Genomic DNA, 19,030 nt, shown 5'->3' on the forward strand with positions numbered 1-19,030 from the left:
GCCAGCTATGACCGGACAGCACCGCGAGTTGTGACTCGCGCGCATGTCACACACGGAGCGCATGCCGCTGGAGGGTGAGCAAGTCGGTCAGGCCGAAGTGGCGGGGCCAGTCAGTTCGTGACCGGCCTCGCCCTTCTCATCATGGTGGGGTCGGGAGGGGATCGGGCTCGTGGTGCGGGGTGTCGAGGCGGGCGTGGGTGTCGGTGCGTAGCTGGGTGACGAGGCTGCGTGCGGTGGTGGTGCCGATGTGGAGGCGTTTGCGGAGGGTGTCGGCGGAGATCGGCCGGTGGTGGTGCTGCCAGTGGAGGGCGTCTTCGGTGCGGGCTCGGTGCAGGAGGTCCTGGTGGGCGGACAACCGTCGGTCCACGTGGGGGTTCGTCCGCGGCGGCGTCCGGTGATCGTGCAGCGGCTCGGCTGACGGTGCCGGCGGGCTGACCTGCTCCGGGGGCTTCGTAGGTTCTCCGAGGCGGGCCTGGCCTCGCGCGGCAGGCGCCGGCTCTGCGCGCGGGCCAGCTGTCCGAATGGCCTGGAGAAGTCCGGGGCCGACCTCGCTCCATCCGATCAGGAGAAGCGGGCCTACGGCGTCGAACGCGGCTTTTCCGTAGTCTCGTTCGATCAGGGGTTCCGCGACATTCAGGGCCAGCGTTACCATGCTGGAGAAGATGAGTAGACGTCGTGCTGATTTCAGTACGTCGACCGGCCCGCCGTGCAGGGCCAGGTGCCGCGTGCCGAGCAAGAGGGCCACCACGGACAGGTCGACGGCCGGCGCGACTGAGAAATAACCCTTCAGTTCATGGTTCCCGGCTGCCGACCTGGATCATGTGTTCTGGCCTGGGACAGCGCCTTCCGGCCCACCGGCCCCGGCCCCGAGGCGGGTTGACGGTTCTTCGGGATTCCTGAGCCTCCCTCGTCCTTGCTGCCTTTCCTGCAGAAGCGGTGAAAGTGAGGGAGCGTGGCAGCCTGCGGCCCCCAGGTGGCCGGCGGCCCGGGAACGCCTGGCGCTGCTGGGAAACTGCCTGGATGGCGTGCCAGGCACGTGGACGATGCCGCCCGTCTGCCGCCCCCTGGGCGCGGTCGGGGAGCCGGTCCCCGCGTCGTGCGCTGCCAGCGGTTGGCCCGAACTCACGGGTCCACCCCGGTCCTGGCGGGGTTGGACCCTTGAGTTCGGGCTGAGGACCCTTCAGTTTGGCTGAACCCACGGGAGGCCAAGGGCGCGACCCAGATCGGCACCCCGAGGCGCAGGCCGAGCGCGAGCACATTGCCGAAGCCGAAAAGGAATGTCAGGCCGACGACGGTCCCTACGATGACGGTCACGAGTGTGACCGTGCTCTCAGGAACCGCCAGGTCTGCGGAACATTCGTTCGAACCATTGGATGATGTCCCAGTTTCGGCCCTCATTCTGCATCGCACCTGGTCAGCAGTCGTGCGGCGACCGGACGGATGGTGATTTCAGGGCCCTGAACCAAGATCATCTGGTTCTTATTGTGGTGCGTTAGGTCCACCGCGTTGCGTAGTCGGCGTCTGACCTGGCTAATGCAACGTTCCTCATTGCGGCTGTAGATCGTTTTTCCGCCGGTGGGATGCTGGTCGGGAGGCGGTCTTTCATGCCGAAGTTGTTGTATGCCCGCTCTCCCGCGGACGCGGAGGAGGTCCGGAAGCTGGCCGGGGCGCGGCATGCTCCCGGTGACTGGACCATGCGGGCGAAGATGATCGTGGCTAGCTGGGACGGCGAACGGACCAGTGCCATCGCCGCCCGGTTGGGCTGTCACATGCGGGCAGGGCTGGCCATTGCACCGCGAGGATGGCCCCGTCGCCGAGCAGCGAATGTGGGTTGCTCACCGGCGGCGGAAACTTGCCGCGGTCAAAGCGCTGGGAAGTCAGGTCCACGCTCTGGCAGACCTCGCCTTCCCCGGCCTAACTGGCTGCTTCCGGACCGGCCTGGAATCCAAGACGCTGCGGATGCTGCTCGCGTCGCTTCCGGAGCCCGCCCGAATCGCGGCGATGGACCCCAGTCAGCTCGTCGCCCATGCGGCCGCTCACGATGTGAGGATGCTGCGTCCCAAGGCGGCGGAGGTCATCGCGGCGGCGGCGCAGGCGATGTGTGTCCCGGAGGCGCAACGCCAGGTCGCGGCCAGATTGTTCGTCCAGGACGCTGCCGCGTTCGAGCAGTTGCTGCGTGACCTGGCCAACTGCGACCAGGAGCTGGCGCGCCTGCTGCCGCTGACCCCGGCTGCGGTCCTCGCGACGGTTCCTGGTGTCGGGGTTGTCACCGCTTCCTACTACGGCGCCGCGTTAGGTGATCCGTGGAGATTCGCCAATGCCGACGCTGCTTATCGCTACTCCGGCCTGGCACCCACCATCTACGAATCCGCGGGACGACGCGCGGCCGGCGCCCGGATCAGCAAGATCGGCTCGGTTGAACTGCGGCAGGCGATAATCGCGCTCGGCACCTCGATAGCCCTTCACCACCCGGATTTCGCCGCCTACCGGCGACGATTGCGTGAGAGCGGCAAGAAACCGATGGTTTCCACGATCGCCGTTGCGCACCGTGCGCACCGTCTCGCCTTCGCGGTCCTCCGTTCCCAGCAGCCGTTCGATGAGGCCCAATGGGCAGCGGCCGTATCTCGGTCTGGAAACGTTCGCCGACCCGTTAGAACCACTCGAAAGGCGTCCATCACGACGTAGCCGGCCGCCTCACACAACGCTACCGCCGAACCGCCGGCAGAGACTCCTCTCGCGACGGGTGACGCGAGAGGGCCACGGCGGCAGGGGCCGGACCGACGTCGTCAAGTATCAGCGGCCGTCAACTCGGACCGCGTATCCAGCAAGACGCCCCGGCCCCTGCCTGCTTAGCGAGCGCGAACAACAGCCAGCATCACGAATGCGTCTACATGAGAAGGCGCCGCGCGGGCAGGCCGCCGAATCAGCCGACCGACGAAGCTCATATAAGATCATCAACTGGCGATCCGTCGCCGGTCGAGCCGTCCTGCCCGGCAGCAGGAAAAATCAACTTGACAAGCCCTCCAGAACAGCTGGATGTCCGTGCTCACCGACCTGCGGAACCGGGGTGTCGCCGACGTGTTCTTCCTCGTCTGCGACGGGCTGAAGGGCCTGCCTGACGTTGTCGAGAACGTGTGGCCCGCCACCACCGTCCAGACGTGCATCATCCATCTGATCCGTAACACGTTCCGGCTCGCTTCGCGTGCTGACCACGACGCGATCAAGCGCGACCTCAAGCCCATCTACACTGCTCCGACTCCGGCAGCAGCGGCTGCTGCGATGGACGCGTTCGAGGAAGCCTGGGGCAGAAAATATCGGGCGGTGGTCTGGCTGTGGCGGAACGCCTGGGAAGAGTTCATTCCGTTCCTCGACTACGACATCGAGATCCGCCGCCTGCTGTGCTCGACGAACGCGATCGAGTCGTTGAACGCCCGCTACCGGCGGGCTGTTCGCGCACGCGGGCATTTCCCCAGCGACCAGTCCGCGCTGAAATGCCTGTACCTTGTGACCCGCAGCCTGGACCCCACCGGGACGGGCCGCGCTCGGTGGATGATCCGATGGAAGCCCGTGATCGACGCCTTCGCGATCACCTTCCGTGACCGCTGGCCATCCGCCGAGAGCTACTGATCAACCATGCCGGAAACACCGTTGGCGACACAGCCCCCAGGTCACAGTCACAACCTAGTAGATTGTAAACCAAAATTCTTTCCGATGATACATAACTAAATGTCGTCACAAGTTGTTGGCGAGCAGCTTCCTGAATTCCCGGTGGAGTACCTCCACCTTGGCTACGATCTCTTCTGCGGTGGCTGTCCACTCGAACGGATGGGCGTCCCAGTTCCAGTTCTTGACATAGTTGTTGATGGTGTTGACGAGGTCCTGGACCGAGACGAACGCCCCGCGCTGGAGTGCGTTCCGGGTGAGAATACCGAACCAGTTCTCGACCTGGTTGAGCCATGAACTGCCGGACGGGGTGAAATGGAACGTGACGTTCTTGTGTCTGCGTAGCCATGTGTCGACGTCGGGGCCGTAGTGGGTGGCCAGATTGTCGACCACGACATGGAGCTCCGCACCGCCGTATTCCGCGATGACCTGGTCCATGAACGTGAGGAAATCGGCCCTGGTGTGGCTGGGGAAGCACCTGGCGGTGACCCGCCCCGTCCCGACGTCGAGGGCGGCGAACAGGTCGGTCGTGCCCTTCCGCTGGTAGTCGTGCGTGCGGGTGGCGACCCGGCCGGAGGCGACCGGCCGCGGTGGCTGCGTCCGGTCGCGTGCCTGCACCCCAGGCTTTTCGTCGATCGACAGGACCTCGGCGCCCTCGGGGGGATCAAGGTAGAGGCCGACGACGTCCTCCACCTTGGCCTCGAAATCCGGGTCCGCCGAGAGCTTGAAGACTCGGTGCCGGTGCGGCTGGAGATTGTTCTCCCGCCACAGCTGGGCCACGAAGGTGTGCGAGACCGACACTCCTTCGCGGCGCTTCAGGTACCGCGCCATCTCGGTGCTCGTCCAGTGGCTCAGTCCGGTCTCCGGTGGAGGAGTGGTCCTGGTCAACGCCAGGATCCGCGCCCGTACCCGCCCCGGGACCTCCCGTGGCCGCCCCGGGGACACCCGGCTCAGCAAGCCGTCCGGCCCCTCCTCGTCATAGCGCGACAGCCACAGTCGCACGGTAGGCTTCGACGCGCCCGCCTTCTCGGCTATTTCCCGCACTGAGAATCCTTCGTCCCGCCATAGCACCATACGGGCGCGGGCAGCCGCAGACCTGTCGTACCCACCACCTCCAGCCAAGGACTCGAGAATATTGCGTTGATTATCAGTTAGGATCATGTGTCCAATTTACCCACACTTTTTCTAGCCTAACAGTGTCACTGGAACGAGCATTTGTTTACGCCGCACTAGAGCCTCCAACCTTCCCGGGGCGGTTCAGCGCGTCATCCGTCCAGCCCATCGTCAAACGGCGGTGAAGCCGCCGTCGGCCGCGATCGCCGCACCGGTGATGAAGGAGGCGTCGTCGGAACACAGGAACGCCACGGCCCCGGCGATCTCTGCGGGGTCGGCGTGGCGCGCCATCGGCACGCTCACCCGCAGTTGCGGGTTGTCGCCGCGGGCGGCGTCCAGCGGGCCGGCGATCGTCTGGCTGTTGGCCGCCAGGTTCGTGGCGACCACCCCAGGACACACGCAGTTCGCGCGTACGCCCCGGTCGGCGTATTCCACCGCGACTGCCCGGGTGAGCTGGAGTACGCCGCCCTTCGACGCGTCGTAGCTGGAGCTCCGCCCGGCCGCTACCAGCGACGCCACCGAACCGATTGTCACGATGGCGCCGCCATCCGCGGCGCAGAGATGGGGCAGCGCGTGTTTCAGGGTGAGGAACACGCCCGTCAGATTGATCCTGATGATCAGGTTCCACGCGTCCAGAGTGGTCTCGTCGGTCCGGCCGGCACGGGTGATCCCGGCGGCAGCGACGACCGTGTCGAGCCCGCCGAGGTGGCCGACTGCGGCCGAGACGGCGTCGCGCACGGCCGCCTCGTCGCCCACGTCAGCCGACAGCGCCAACGCGCCGACCCCAAGGGCGGTGGCCTCGTCGGCGACCTTGGCAGCCGCATCGAGGTCGACATCCACCGCCGCGATGCCGGCTCCGTCGGCGGCCAGCCGGAGGGCCGTCGCCCGTCCGATCCCGCTACCGGCCCCCGTGATCAGGGCGCGTCGACCTGCGAGTTTCGGAGCGACCCCTTCTCGTCCAGCCGCCCCGGCTACCACGCCGGGAACCCGTCGGGCTCGATGTTCATGGTCCTTACCTCTCACTAGTTGGCGAGCGCAGTAGGCCGTGGCCTGCCCCCGCCGCGACCACGCCGTTCGTCACGATAGAGCTATCGACATCTAGACGAACTGAGTTTAGTTCAATTAGAGTCGCCGACGACGCACTGGCGAGGAGGTCGCATGTCGCTTGTCCGGTCCACAGCACCGACGACCCAGGCACAGTCGATCATGAATGCGGATGTCGTCGTCATAGGCGGCGGCATGGCCGGGTTGACCGCCGCGGCCCGCGCGGCCGCCACGGGCGCCTCGGTCCTGTTGGTCGAGCGCGCCAACACGCTCGGGGGCTCCGCCCGCTTCGCGGGGTTCGTCTGGACCGCCCCGTTGCACGAGGTCATGGCCGAGGTGAACCCCGGTGGGGATGTGGCGCTGCGGTCGGCGCTCGTCGACGGCTTCGATGGCGCGATCGAGTGGATCCGCAGGCTGGGCGTGACGGTCGGCGACGCCGTCGGTGTGTTGTGCTTCGGGCGCGGCTACCCAGTCGACGTCGGGCACTACCTCGACGCCTGCGCCCGTCTCGTGCGTGAGCACGGCGAGGTGCTCGCCGGCACCGAGACGCGGGCGCTGCTGCGCGAGGACGGCCGGGTCGTGGGCGCTGAGCTCCTGCTGCCGGACGGGCAAGCGCGCGAGGTGCGCGCGGCGGCGACGGTGCTCGCGACCGGCGGGTTCCAGGCCGATCCGGACCTGCGCGCCCGCCATCTCGGCCCGGCGGCAAGGGACGTCCCGCTGCGGTCCAACCCGTTCAGCCGCGGCGACGGGCTGCGGCTCGCCGAGTCGGCGGGCGCGCTGACGGGCCTGCCCTCGGCCGGGTTCTACGGCCACTTGGTCCCGACCCGTGTACGGCTGGAGCCGGAGCTCTTCGTCGACCTCGCGCTCTACTACAGCGAGCACGCGTTGCTGTTCAATCTGGCCGGCGAGCGGTTCATCGACGAGACGGCCGGCGACCACCTGACGACGATGGCGCTGCTCGATCAGCCGGAGGCCCGCGGCCTGCTCGTCACCGACGCGCGCGGGCACCGCGAGTGGGTGACAGGTGCGTATGCACCTGGCGCACCGAGCACGGACAAGTTCGCGCTCGCGCAGCGGCGCGGTGCCCGCTGCGCGTTAGCCGCAAGCGTGGCCGAGTTCGCCGACATGCCCCAGGAGTGGGGATACGACGGCGACCGGATCCACCGGGAAATCGAGCGGGTCAACGCCAGGTCGGAGACCGGCACCGTGCGGCCGGAGCGCCGCTTCGACAGCCGGCCGCTCACCGAGCCGCCCTATTACGCCGTTGAGGTGCAGCCGGCAGTGACCTTCCCCTTCACCGGCATCCGAACCGATTCCACCGGCCGGGTGTTGGCCGGCGGCGGAGGAACGGTGCCAGGGCTTTTCGCGGCGGGCTCCGACACGGGCGGCCTTTATGACCGGGCCTACGCGGGTGGCCTGGCGCCGGCTGTCGTGTTCGGGCTCGCGGCCGCCGACGCGGCCATGGCGCAGACGGCGCCTTCCGGTGTGGTGACCGGCGGTGCGACACCGCCGGCGTCTCGAACTGAATCCGAGCCAACTGAGTCCCAGGGTCCCAAGGCCAGCATGAGGAGGTCCGCAGGGTGGACCATTTAGTACTAGTAGTGATCAGTGGCATCGCGAGCGGTGCCGTCTACGGGCTGATGGGCCTGGGTCTCGTCATCATCTACCGGGCGACCGACGTGGTGAACTTCGCGCTCGCCAGCATGGCGACGTTCGCGGTGTACGTCGCGCTGATGTGCGCGGACAACGGGTGGGGTGTCGTCGGTGGCCTCGTGGCCGCGGTCGTCACTGCCGTGGTGCTCGGGCTGGTTGTCCGCGAGGCGGTCATCCGCCCGCTCGGTAGCGGCCAGCTGTTCGCCGCGCTGGTCATGACCATGGCCGTCTCCCTGATCATGGAATCGGTCGTCAGCGACATCTGGGGCACCCAGCCGCGGGCATTCCCGCCGCTCGTGACGGGTGACACGTCCATCGGGGCATCCACGCTGGCCAATCAGGACCTCGTCATGATCGGCGTCGCGGGCCTGGCGATGCTGGCGGTCGGATGGCTGTTCACCCGGACCATGCTCGGGTCGGCGATGCGCGCGGTCGCCGAGTCGTCCGACACCGCCGAGATCATCGGCATCTCCTCGCAGCGCGTCGCGCGGATCGCCTGGGGTCTTGGGCTGGGCCTGGCGGCGCTGGCCGCGGTCCTGTATGCGCCGAAGTCCGGCCTGGCGCCGACCGTGCTCTCGGCACCGCTGTTCCGCGCCTTCGCCGGCATCTTCCTCGGCGGGCTCACGAGCATGTACGGAGCCGTGGTGGGAGGCCTGGCCATCGGTGTCCTGGAGAACCTGGCGGCCAGCTACGTCTCGGCGAATTTCCGGGACACCTTCGTCTTCGCCTTCATCGTGCTGATCCTGCTCGTCCGGCCGCAGGGCATGTTCGGCACGCGCAGCTTCGAGCGGGTCTGAGGAGAGTCGGATGGTCCTGGCCAAGAGCCTTCTGCCCCGTGTCCTCGCCGGCCCGCTGCTCGCCGTCGTGCTGCTGGTCGTCGTGCACGGAGAGCTGATACCGGCATACCAGACCTACTCGCTGGCCCTGGCGGCGACATACGCGGTCCTCGTGCTCAGCGTGGGCCTGCTGGCCGGATGGGCTGGCGTCTGGTCGGTCGGCCACCCGGCCCTGTTCGCCATCGGGGCCTACACAGCGGCGTACGGCTCCGCCCACGGATGGGGGCTGGAGGTCACCGTGCTTGCGGCGATGGCGCTGGCCGGAACCTGCGGTGCCTTCCTGGGCTTCGCCGGTGCCCGTTTCTCCGTCCTCTATATCGCCCTGCTCACCCTGGCCTTCAGCCTGGTCGCTCTCGAGGTGATCAATCGGTGGACCGGTGTGACCGGCGGAGACCAGGGTGTTCCTGTCCTCGAGCTGTCGAGCGTGCTCGGCCTGGGAAGCCTCGGTGGTGGCAGCGCGGAGGCGATCGACGCGGCGATCGTCACGGCTGGGGTCATGCTCACGGTCGCCGCCCTCGCCCGGCCTATGGGCCTGCGGATGCGCATGGTCGCGGCGAAGTCGCATCCGCTGGCGGCTCGCTCCATCGGAATCGCCCCGGAGGCACAGACCGCGCTGGCCTTCGGGGCCAGTGGGGCGGCCGCCGGGCTTGCCGGTGTGCTACTAGCCCTGATCACTGGCTACGTCAGCCCAGAGTCGTTCTCCCTGGTCTTCGGCATCAACACGATCGCCGCGGCAGTGCTCGGCGGTGTCGGCACCATCGCCGGAGCCGTGGTCGGCGGCGCCTTCATGGCGTGGTCACCCACCCTCGCCGACGACATCGGGGTCAGCCAGATGGTCGTCCAGGGCACCGTGCTGATCATAGTTCTTCTCCTGCTGCCCAGCGGTGTCGTGCCGGCCGTCGCGAGACTCGGGCGGGCGGTGTTCAGGCGGGCGGTACTCCCGCGGGCACCGTGGCTGCGGCCGCGTCCCGGCCCGGCCTCCGGTTTCGCCGACGGGATGGCCGACGGGACGGCCGACCGAGCCACCGGCCCGGCCGCGCCGGGCCTCGTCCCGGCCGCACGCCCCGAGGACGCCGGGGGGACAGCGTCGGGCGGCGCGGACGCCGAGACCGTGCTCGAGATCAGCGACCTTGCGGTGACATTCGGCGGGCTAAGAGCGCTGGAGGGAGTCTCGCTCAGCGTGCGGAAGGGCGAGGTGCTCGCGATCATCGGGCCGAACGGGGCCGGAAAGACCACGCTGGTGAACGCGCTGTCCGGGCTGCTGCCCAGCGGTCGGGTCACCGGGTCGGCCCGCTACCGCGGGCACGAGCTCCTCGGCCGCCGCGCGACCGGCCGTCGCGGTCTGGGTATCGGGCGCACGTTCCAGCATGCCGAGCCCTTCGGCGAGCTCAGCATGCTCGAGAACTTGCTGTGCGCCCACCGGTGGCCCACTGTGCGGCGGCGCGCCGAAGCCTGGCAGCTGCTGGAGCAGGTCGGCCTGTCCGACGTCGCGGACCGCTCCCCGCACGAGCTGCCGTTCGGGGTACGCAAGCGGCTCGACCTGGCGCGCGCCATCGTCGCGCATCCGGACCTGCTCATCCTCGACGAGCCGTTCGGCGGGCTCGACGCCGGCGAGCGCGCGCTGCTCGCGACCCAGGTGCGCCGGCTTCGCGACGAGGGTGTTGCGATAATCATCATCGATCACGTGATCGAGGACCTGTTCGCGGTCGCGGACCGCGTCGTGGCCTTCGACTTCGGCAGGCCCATCGGTAGCGGCACCCCGGACGTCGTGCTGCAGGACGATGCCGTCCGCACCTCTTACCTGGGCGCGGCAACGGTACGGCCACGCGCCGCGCTCGCCGCGGGACGTGGCGAGCCGCTGGTCACGCTCACCGCCGTCGGCCACCGCTACGGCGGCGTGGTCGCGCTGGACGGCGTGGACCTGCGGATCCCGCGGGGCGGCATCCTCGCCGCCGTCGGCGCCAACGGGGCTGGCAAGAGCACTCTCGGCAAGGTGGTGCACGGCACCGTCGTGCCGACCCGCGGCACCCGCGAGGTCGTCCAGGTCGACGGGCGCGCTTTGCGCTGCAGCCTCATGCCCGAGGGGCGCGCCCTGTTCAAGTCCCTGTCGGTGCGGGAGAACCTGGACGTCGCCGCCTATGCGGCGGGGGTGCGCGGCGCCCTGCTCCGCCAGCGCCGAGACGAGACTATGGACTGGCTGCCGGACCGGGTGCGCAGCCGCATGTCGGTGTCGGCGGGCGCGCTGTCCGGTGGCGAGCAGCAGCTCCTCGCGACGGCTCGGGCACTGATGGCCGGGCCGGACCTGCTCGTGCTCGACGAACCCGCGCTCGGGCTGGCGCCCGCCATGGTCGACGAGATCTACGAGCGCATCGCCGGGCTGGCCGAACAGGGGCTGACGGTAGTGCTGCTCGAGCAGCTCCTGAGCCGGGCCCTCAGCCTTGCCACCGACATGGTGGTGCTGCACGAGGGCACTGTCGCGGTCACGGGCTCGCCCGCCGACCCCGGATTCGCCGAGCTTGCCGAGCACGCCTACTTCGGCGGTGCTGCGGCCGTCGCCTCCGGCACCCCGCTAACCGAGGCGGTGAGCCGGTGACCGCGCCCGTGCGCCCTGCGCGGGAGACCGTGGAGCTCGATCTCGACCCGGTCGTACTCGCGCCGACCGCCGAGCAGCGGCAGCTCCGGGCCGTCGTCCGGGAATTCCTCGTGGAGGTCTCTCCCGAGGAGCGGGTGCGCCGCGACATGGAGTCGCCCGCCGGGTATGACCCTGCGACCTGGACCCGGCTGGCGCGCGAGCTCGACCTCGTGGGCCTTGCCGTTCCGGAGCGGTTCGGCGGCAGCGGCTACACGGTCACCGAGCTAGCAGTCGTCGTGGAGGAGGCGGCCCGGGCCCTGCTCTGCGCGCCGCTGCTGGCCACGGCCGTGCTTGCCGCGGGTGTGCTGCAGGCGTCGGGGGACGAGGCGGCCTGCGCGCGCTGGCTGCCGGAGCTGGCCCGAGGCGATCTCGTGGCCACGGTCACCCTGCCGGACCGGCCGGACAGCTCCTCCGGTGTCACCGCCCGGGCTACGGCGGCCGGGTGGCGCCTCGAGGGTCGGCTCGAGCGTGTGCTGTACGGGCATATCGCGGGCCTGGTACTCGTCGTGGTGCAGACAGCCGAGGGCCCGACGCTGTTCGCGTGTGAGTGCGGGCCGGCGATCACTGTGACGCCGCTGCGGGTGCTCGACATGACCCGAGGCCGGGCCGACTTGGTTCTGTGGGATGCGCCCGCCGTCGTGGTGGGGGAGCCGGGCGAGGCCGCGCCGCTGGTCGGGATGGTGCTCGACCTCGGGCGCACGGCCCTGGCCGCGGAGGCGGTGGCGATCAGCGGCCTCGTCCTCGAACGCTGTCTGGACTACGTGCGCACCCGCCGGCAGTTCGGCCGGCCGATCGGTTCGTTCCAGGCGCTCAAACACCGCCTCGCCGATCTTCTGGTGGAGGTCGAGGCCGCCCGCTCGGCGGCGGCGTATGCCGTCTGGTCCGCGGCGGGCGCGGTGGCGGGCGACCTGTCGGCCGCCGCGCAGCTGCCGATGGCCGCCTGCGCGGCCAAGGCGGTCGGCGACGACACGGCGGGTCTCGCCGCGGCCGAGTTCGTGCAGATGCACGGCGGAATCGGCTTCACCTGGGAGCACTCCGCCCATCTGTATGTCCGCCGTGTCCGGTCGAATTCGGTGCTGCTGGGTACTTCCACCGCTCAGCGCCGCCGAATTGCCCACCTTCTGGGCTTACCCGGAGCCGGGGCCTGAGCGGCTGACGAGCCCGGTCGGGGAGGCATTCGGGAGATTCGCCTCTCTCGACAGGTCTGGACAGGGCTCTTACCGGCGAAGAAACTGTAATGAATTCAGTTCAATAAGGAGGAAGATATGGCTGTCGAGGACGACCTGCAGTTCGAGCGGGACGGCAACGTCGCGCGGATCTGGCTCAACCGCCCGCATAAGAAGAACTGCATCACCGTGCCGATGCTCGAACGGCTCGACACACTCGTGACGGAGATCGACGCCGACCCAGAGCTGCGCGTCGTGGTCCTGCGGGGCCGGGGGAACACCTTCTCCTCCGGCTTCGACCTGGACAGCTTGCAGGCAGACTTCATCGGCTCCAGCACCGCGATGGAGGTCGCGGTCATCTCCGCAAAGATCTGCGACCGGCTCTACAACATGAGCACCCCGTCGGTCGCGGTGCTGGAGGGCTACGTCACGGCCGGCGGTTTCGAGTTGATGATTTCCTGCGACTTCGCGATCGCCGAGGAAAACGCCCTGATCGGGGACTTCCACATCCGCCGGGCGCTGTTCGGCGGCGCCGGCCCCATCTACCGGCTGCCTCGCATGATCGGCATCCGCAAGACCAAGGAGCTGATGCTCACCGGCAAGCTGCTCAACGGAGCGCAGGCGGCCGATTTCGACCTCGTCAACGCCAGTGCTCCCGCGGCCGAGCTCGACGCGACCGTCGCCGAGTTCGTGGGCCATCTCACCGACAAGAGCCCGTTCCAGATGCGGCTGACGAAGATGGCGGTCGACCGCGGCCTGGACGCCGACATCGCCTCCCTCATGGTGCTGGAGCACCTGGCCGTCGGCGTCACGCTGAACTCCGAGGACGCCGCCGAAGGTGTCGCGGCCTTCCTGGAGAAGCGCGAGCCCAAGTGGACGGGGCGCTGATCGGCATGACCACAATCGGCACCGGCGCGCCGCTGGACACCCAACCGGTGCGTCTGGAGGGCTCGCGGTGCGCCGGCTGCCCGGTCGTGACCTACCCGGCTGCGGCAGGCTGCCCAAGGTGCGGGGGCGGGATGGACCGGATCCAGCTCTCCGAGCACGGCGCCGTCTGGACGTGGACGGTGCAGCGGTTCGTGCCCAAGTCACCGCCCTACGTCCCGCCGCCGGGCGGGTTCGCCCCGTTCGCGGTCGGCTACGTGGAGCTGCCCGAGGGCGTCCGGGTCGCCGCGGTCATCAAGGCCGACCCAGAACGGATCAGCATCGGGATGCCGGTCCGGGTGGGGGTGACGGACGGCGTCCCACGCGCAACCCCGTCCGCCACCTCGTCCGAGCAGGAGGGAGACCAGTGAGCGGCGTACTGATCGCCGGCGCCGCGCGGACGTCGTTCGCGCGGTCTGAGCGCAGCGGGCGCCAGCACGCTGTGGCTGCGGTGCACGCGGCGCTCGAGGACGCGGGCCTGCCTTGGTCGCGGGTCCGGGCCGCGTTCGGCGGCAGCGACGCCGCCGGGCTCGCGGACACCCTCGTCGCCGATCTGGGACTGACCGGCGTGCCGTTCCTCAACGTCAAGAACGGCTGCGCGACCGGGGGAAGCGCGCTGGTGTCGGCGGTGAACGCGATCCGGTCCGGTATGGCCGACGTCGTGCTCGCCGTCGGCTTCGACAAGCATCCTCGGGGGGCCTTCGCCCCGATGCCCGAGGACTGGGGGCTCGACGCCGCCTACGGCCGCAACGGGCTCATGGTGACCACGCAGTTCTTCGGGATGAAGATCCAGCGGTACGCCCATGACCACGGCGTCACCGCGCGCACCCTCGCGCGGGTGGCCGAGAAGGCCTACCGCAACGGCGCGCTGACGCCGCAGGCCTGGCGCCGCACGCCGCTCACCGCCGACGAGGTGCTCGCGTCCGGCATGGTGAACGACCCGCTCACCCGCTACATGTTCTGCTCGCCGGGGGAGGGCGCCGCCGCGGTTGTGCTCTGCACGCCGTCCGTGGCCGCCGAGCTGGCCAACCGGCCGGTCACGCTGCGGGCCGCCGAGGTCCGCACCCGCCAGTTCGGCACCTTCGAGGTATTCAGTCCCTGGATCCCGGCCGGCGAGCTGACCAGTGTCAGCCGCGCCGCCGCCGCCGCGGCCTTCGAGGCCGCTGGCGTCGGACCGGACGAGATCGACGTCTGCCAGCTCCAGGACACCGAGGCCGGAGCGGAGGTCATGCACATGGCCGAGTGCGGGTTCTGCGCCGATGGCGATCAGGACAAGCTCATTGCCGAGGGCGCCACCGACATCGGCGGGTCGCTGCCGGTGAACACCGACGGCGGATGCATCGCCAACGGCGAGCCGATCGGGGCATCCGGCCTGCGCCAGGTTGTCGAGGTGGTCACGCAGCTGCGCGGGCAGGCCGGACAGCGCCAGGTCCCCGGGACACCGCGGCTCGGCTTCACCCACGTCTACGGTGCGCCGGGTGTCAGTGCCTGCACCGTGCTGTCGGTCTGAGGCATGGCTGACGACGTCCGAACAGACCCGGAATGAATAGGAGGAACTGTGCCCGCAGCGCCGCCGGCAGCACCGGACCCCACAAAGTTCCGAGCCGAGGCCCGGGCGTGGCTGGCCTCGGTGGCGAAGCCGCGCGACCATACCCGCCAGTTCGGCACCGGCGACGACACAGTCGCGGTGTTCGAAAACTGGACTGCCGAGGAGGAACAGGAGAACACCGCCCGCATCGCGGAGTGGGAACGCACCCGCTTCGACGCCGGATGGGGAGCTCTGCCGTGGTCCGCCGAGTACGGCGGCCGTAGCCTGCCACCGGTCTACGATGCGCTCTACCGCGCCGAGGAGGCGCACTTCGACGTGCCGCGACGCACCGAGGTCTTCCCGGTGACTCAGCAGCTCGTGGCTCCGACCATCCGGACCTGGGGTACTGAGCATCAGCGCGCGGAGCTCATCCGCCCCATGCTGCGTGCCGACCTGCTGGCCTGCCAGCTGTTCTCCGAGACCGAGGCCGGGTCCGACCTGGCCGCGGTGCGCACCCGCGCGGTGCGCGACGGCGACGGCTGGGTGCTCGACGGCCACAAGGTGTGGACCTCGGGCGCTGCGGTCGCTGGACTCGGGGTCGCGGTCTGCCGCTCGGACCGGGACGCACCCAAGCACCGGGGCATCACGGTGTTCCTGGTGCCGATGGACGCCCCGGGTGTGACGATCCGGCCGATCCGGCAGATGACCGGCGGCGCCAGTTTCAACGAGGTCTACCTCGACGCCGTGCGGCTGCCCGACTCCGCCCGCCTCGGCCCGGTCAACCAGGGCTGGAAGGTCACGCTGTCGGTGCTGGCCGCCGAACGTCTCGACTCCGGCTCGCTCGGGCTGGACAACGCCGAGCGCGCCGTCGACCTCGCCCGTCACGCCGGGCGGGATCTCGCCGACGCCGAGCTCGTCCAGGCCGCGGACCTGCACGTGCGCACGCTGGTGCAGCGGTTGATCGGGCTCCGCGTGACGGCCGCGCTGGTGGGAGGCACCGAGCCGGGCGCGGAGGCGTCGGTCGGCAAGCTGTACGCGACGCGCACGATGGCGCGCACCACGAACCTGGTGGCGGAGCTGCTCGGCGACCGACTGGTCGTCGACACCGGGCAGTGGGGGACGTTCGCCTGGACCGAGCACCTGCTCGGCGCTCCCGGCTACCGGATCGCCGGCGGCGCCGACGAGATCCAGCGGACGATTCTCTCCGAACGGGTGCTCGGCCTACCGAAGGAACCGGCGCGATGAGTCCCGACACGAGGCAGGATGCACCGGCGGACACCGGCCCGGCAGCGGGCAACCAGACGGGCACGGAGGCGGTCCCGGCGCCGGGGCGCTCGCTGGCGGATGCCGAGGCCCAGCTCGCGGTGCGAGTCCGTGCGCGGCTCGCCGCCCGCCATCCGGGGGTCGAGATCGGCCTACTCACCCCACTTGTGGGCGGCCGGTCCGGGCTCACCTACGCCGTCCGCGCGGGAGCCGACGGACATGTCGTCAAGGCGGTGCCGCCAGGGCAGCGCCCGATCGGGCGCAATGACGTGCTGCGCCAGGCGGTGGTGCTGCGGGCGCTGGCGCCGACCGGCCTGCCGGTGCCGGAGGTCACCGCGTCGGAGGAGACCCCGCCGGCCTGGTTCGCCATGTCGTTCGCCGATGGTGCCGCCGTCGAGCCAGTCCTTGACATCCCACCCGGCGGCCCGTTGCCCGGGCCGCTCGCCCGCGCCCGGATGCTGACCGCGGCCTCGCTGCTCGGCCGGCTGCACGCTGTCGGGCTGCCCATGCTGGCCGAAGGGTTGCGCGCAAGTGGGGCGGAGCTGCCCGAACCACTCACCCCGGCCCGGGAGCTGGAGCGGTGGACTCGCACCATGCACGCCGTACCGGCGGAGCTGCGGCCGGGCTCGGCGGAGCTGCTCGCCCAGCTCGCCCGGAAGGTGCCCGAGCCCGTCGCCACGGTCCTCGTCCACGGCGACTTCCGGCTCGGCAATCTGCTCTTCGTCGGGACCGAGCCGACCGCCCTGGTCGACTGGGAGATCTGGAGCATCGGCGACCCTCGGGTCGACCTTGGCTGGTTCGGGGTGTTCAGGGACGCGGCGCTGTTCCCCGGTGTCGGGCATCCGGTGCCCGGCCTGCCGACGGAGGACGAGCTGGTCAGCACCTACCGGGCCGCGGGCGGGGCGGAGCTCGGGCCCGCGGCGGAGATGACCTGGTTCCGCGCGTTGGGGCGCATGAAGATGGCCGCGATCATGGGGCACAACCTGCGGCGACACCGCGAGGGCAGGCACCACGACCCGGTGCAGGAGCTGCTTCCGCCGACCATCGCCGCCCTGATCGGTTCGGCGCGCGCCCTGCTCGCTGGAGACTGACCGGCCTTGTCGAGAGGGACCACCATGGAATTCGGGTACTCGGCGCGAGTGCACGACCTACAGACGCGGATCGCGGCCTTCGTGCGCGAGCGTGTCATCCCCAGCGAGCCAGAGTACGACCGTCAGCTCGCCGAGGCGGACGACCCTCACGCGCTGCCGCCGGTCATGGCACAGCTGCAGAAACAGGCGCGGGCCGAAGGACTGTGGAACCTGTTCCTGTCCCACGGTGACCTCGGCGCCGGCCTCACCAACACCGAGTACGCGCCGCTGGCTGAACAGATGGGCCGGTCGATCATCGGCAACGAGGTCTTCAACTGCTCCGCTCCCGACACCGGGAACATGGAGCTGCTCGCGATGTTCGGGACGCCCAAGCAACAGGGCCGCTGGCTTCGGCCGCTGCTCGCGGGGGAGATCCGGTCCTGCTTCGCGATGACGGAGCCCGCGGTGGCGAGTTCGGATCCGCGCAACCTGCGGACCCGGATCGTCCGGGACGGCGACGGCTACGTGGTGAACGGCCGCAAGTGGTACGCCTCGGGAATCATGGACCCGGCGTGCCGGCTGGTCCTCGTCGTCGGGGTCTCGGAACCCGATGCCCCCACCTACCGGCAGCAGACCGTGCTGCTGGTACCGCGTGGCACGCCGGGCCTGACCGTTGTGCGTGACCTGCCGATGTTCGGCTACCGGGACCGGCTCGGGCACGGCGAGGTCGTCTTCGACGACGTACGGGTACCCGCCGACGCCGTGCTCGGCGCCGACGGCGAGGGCTTCGCGATGGCGCAGGCCCGGCTCGGCCCGGGCCGGATGCACTACGCGATGCGCGCGGTGGGTTTCGCCGAGCGTGCCCTCGAGCTCATGTGCGAGCGCGCGGCGGCGAGGGAGGCGTTCGGCGGCCCGCTGGCAGACAAGGGCGTGGTCCAGGAGTGGATCGCCCGCAGTCGCATCACGATCGACCAGGTACGGCTGCTCACCCTGCGCGCGGCATGGCTGATGGACACCCAGGGCAACAAGGCGGCCCGCACCGATGCCGCCGCGATCAAGGTGGCGGCGATGGACGTCGCGCACACGGTTGTGAGCCGCGCGATCCAGGTCCATGGCGCGGCCGGCGTCAGCGACGACACCGTGCTGTCCCGGCTCTTCGCGATCACCAGGGCCCTGCAGATCGCGGACGGCCCGGACGAGGTGCACCTGCGCAGCGTGGCCCGGCAGGAGCTGCGGCGCTACCGGGCCGGCGTTGTGGCGGGAGGGACGGCATGACCGACCTGAGCATGACCCACCTGAGCATGACCCACCTGAGCATGACCGAGCAGAGCACCACCGACCAGACCGGGAACGTGACCGGGAGACAGGTGCTCAAGGGGCGTGTCGCGCTGGTCACCGGCGGGTCCCGGGGCATCGGCCTCGGCATCGCGAGGGCGTTCCGCGCCGAGGGGGCGCACGTGGTCATCTGCGCGCGCAAGGCCGAGGGCGTGGCGGCCGCGGCGAAGGAGCTGCTGGCGGGCGAGGGCGACGGCGAGGTGCTCGGGCTCGTGGCGAACGCCGGTGAGCCCGAGCACGCCGAGCGGACGGTCACGGCGGCGCTCGAGCGCCTCGGCCGGCTCGACATACTGGTCAACAATGCCGCCACCAACCCCTACATGGGGCCGCTCGTCGACATCGACCTGCCGCGCGCGGAGAAGACCACCAAGGTCAACCAGATCGGGATGCTCGCGTGGATCCGGTACGCGGTCCGCGGCTGGATGGTCGAGCACGGCGGCTCGGTTATCAACATCGCGTCAGTCGGCGGGCTGATCGTCGACCCGGGCATTGGCTTCTACAACGCCACCAAGGCGGCCATCCTGCTCATGACACGTCAGCTCGCCTACGAACTCGGCCCGGCCGTCCGGGTGAACGCTCTCGCACCCGGCGTCATCAAGACCGAGCTGGCCCGCGCGGTGTGGGAGGTCCGCGAGCCTGTGCTCACCGCCCAGCTCCCGCTGCGGCGGCTCGGCACAGTGCAGGACGTCGCCAACGCGGCTGTGTTCTTCGCGAGCGACGCGTCGTCGTGGATCACCGGCCAGACCCTGGTGCTCGACGGCGGCGCGCTCACCCTGCCCATCGCGCCGGGCCCGTGAACCCGC

At 70.0% G+C, this 19,030-nt stretch carries 14 protein-coding genes and 2 pseudogenes; 13 read left to right on the top strand and 3 right to left on the bottom strand.

The window, feature by feature from the left end:
• Window positions 1–139: 139 nt before the first annotated feature.
• Window positions 140–772, bottom strand: a pseudogene (locus FRANEAN1_RS42325) (hypothetical protein); the annotation flags it as partial.
• Window positions 773–1,788: 1,016 nt separating this feature from the next.
• Here FRANEAN1_RS42325 and FRANEAN1_RS17285 point away from each other — a divergent pair.
• On the top strand, window positions 1,789–2,685 hold the full coding sequence (locus FRANEAN1_RS17285; protein WP_020461116.1) for an IS110 family transposase: 897 nt from the start codon (window positions 1,789–1,791) through the stop codon (window positions 2,683–2,685).
• A 348-nt stretch (window positions 2,686–3,033) separates the two neighbouring features.
• A pseudogene (locus tag FRANEAN1_RS17290) lies at window positions 3,034–3,627 on the top strand (IS256 family transposase); the annotation flags it as partial.
• A 105-nt stretch (window positions 3,628–3,732) separates the two neighbouring features.
• Here FRANEAN1_RS17290 and FRANEAN1_RS17295 read toward each other — a convergent pair.
• Both FRANEAN1_RS17295 and FRANEAN1_RS17300 read right to left on the bottom strand, forming a co-directional pair.
• Entirely contained in the window at window positions 3,733–4,824 is a 1,092-nt protein-coding gene (locus tag FRANEAN1_RS17295) for an IS630 family transposase (protein WP_020460454.1), read from the bottom strand.
• A 123-nt stretch (window positions 4,825–4,947) separates the two neighbouring features.
• On the bottom strand, window positions 4,948–5,754 hold the full coding sequence (locus tag FRANEAN1_RS17300; protein ID WP_020461118.1) for an SDR family NAD(P)-dependent oxidoreductase: 807 nt from the start codon (window positions 5,752–5,754) through the stop codon (window positions 4,948–4,950).
• A 180-nt stretch (window positions 5,755–5,934) separates the two neighbouring features.
• On the opposite strand from FRANEAN1_RS17300, the gene FRANEAN1_RS17305 reads away from it, so the two are divergent.
• From FRANEAN1_RS17305 to FRANEAN1_RS17355, 11 genes are all read left to right on the top strand, one after another.
• Window positions 5,935–7,413 (top strand): FAD-dependent oxidoreductase, encoded by a 1,479-nt coding sequence (locus tag FRANEAN1_RS17305; RefSeq protein ID WP_020461119.1) that lies wholly within the window; start codon window positions 5,935–5,937, stop codon window positions 7,411–7,413.
• Entirely contained in the window at window positions 7,401–8,270 is an 870-nt protein-coding gene (locus FRANEAN1_RS17310; RefSeq protein ID WP_020461120.1) for a branched-chain amino acid ABC transporter permease, read from the top strand. The genes FRANEAN1_RS17305 and FRANEAN1_RS17310 overlap by 13 nt, the downstream gene beginning before the upstream one ends.
• A 10-nt stretch (window positions 8,271–8,280) precedes the next feature.
• Window positions 8,281–10,902, top strand: a complete 2,622-nt coding sequence (locus FRANEAN1_RS17315; RefSeq protein WP_020461121.1) for an ATP-binding cassette domain-containing protein — start codon at window positions 8,281–8,283, stop codon at window positions 10,900–10,902.
• Window positions 10,899–12,089, top strand: coding sequence for an acyl-CoA dehydrogenase family protein (locus FRANEAN1_RS17320; RefSeq protein WP_020461122.1), 1,191 nt, complete (start codon window positions 10,899–10,901; stop codon window positions 12,087–12,089). The genes FRANEAN1_RS17315 and FRANEAN1_RS17320 overlap by 4 nt, the downstream gene beginning before the upstream one ends.
• A 117-nt stretch (window positions 12,090–12,206) precedes the next feature.
• A complete protein-coding gene (locus FRANEAN1_RS17325; protein ID WP_020461123.1) occupies window positions 12,207–12,995 on the top strand; it encodes an enoyl-CoA hydratase/isomerase family protein in 789 nt (262 codons plus the stop codon).
• A gap of 5 nt (window positions 12,996–13,000) precedes the next feature.
• Window positions 13,001–13,402 carry an OB-fold domain-containing protein gene (locus FRANEAN1_RS17330; protein WP_020461124.1) on the top strand — a complete coding sequence of 134 codons (402 nt, stop codon included), beginning with the start codon at window positions 13,001–13,003 and terminating at the stop codon, window positions 13,400–13,402.
• Window positions 13,399–14,541, top strand: coding sequence for a thiolase family protein (locus tag FRANEAN1_RS17335; protein WP_020461125.1), 1,143 nt, complete (start codon window positions 13,399–13,401; stop codon window positions 14,539–14,541). Before FRANEAN1_RS17330 ends, FRANEAN1_RS17335 begins: the two co-directional genes overlap by 4 nt.
• 48 nt (window positions 14,542–14,589) lie before the next feature.
• Window positions 14,590–15,804: an acyl-CoA dehydrogenase family protein gene (locus FRANEAN1_RS17340; RefSeq protein ID WP_020461126.1), complete on the top strand. Its 1,215-nt coding sequence runs from the start codon at window positions 14,590–14,592 to the stop codon at window positions 15,802–15,804.
• A complete protein-coding gene (locus FRANEAN1_RS17345; protein WP_020461127.1) occupies window positions 15,801–16,913 on the top strand; it encodes a phosphotransferase family protein in 1,113 nt (370 codons plus the stop codon). The genes FRANEAN1_RS17340 and FRANEAN1_RS17345 overlap by 4 nt, the downstream gene beginning before the upstream one ends.
• Before the next feature lie 24 nt (window positions 16,914–16,937).
• Entirely contained in the window at window positions 16,938–18,167 is a 1,230-nt protein-coding gene (locus FRANEAN1_RS17350) for an acyl-CoA dehydrogenase family protein (protein ID WP_020461128.1), read from the top strand.
• A 41-nt stretch (window positions 18,168–18,208) separates the two neighbouring features.
• Window positions 18,209–19,024 carry a glucose 1-dehydrogenase gene (locus FRANEAN1_RS17355; protein ID WP_049795956.1) on the top strand — a complete coding sequence of 272 codons (816 nt, stop codon included), beginning with the start codon at window positions 18,209–18,211 and terminating at the stop codon, window positions 19,022–19,024.
• Window positions 19,025–19,030 lie beyond the last annotated feature (6 nt).

Source organism: Parafrankia sp. EAN1pec (assembly GCF_000018005.1).
In the GTDB taxonomy this organism is placed as follows: Bacteria; Actinomycetota; Actinomycetes; order Frankiales; family Frankiaceae; genus Parafrankia; species Parafrankia soli.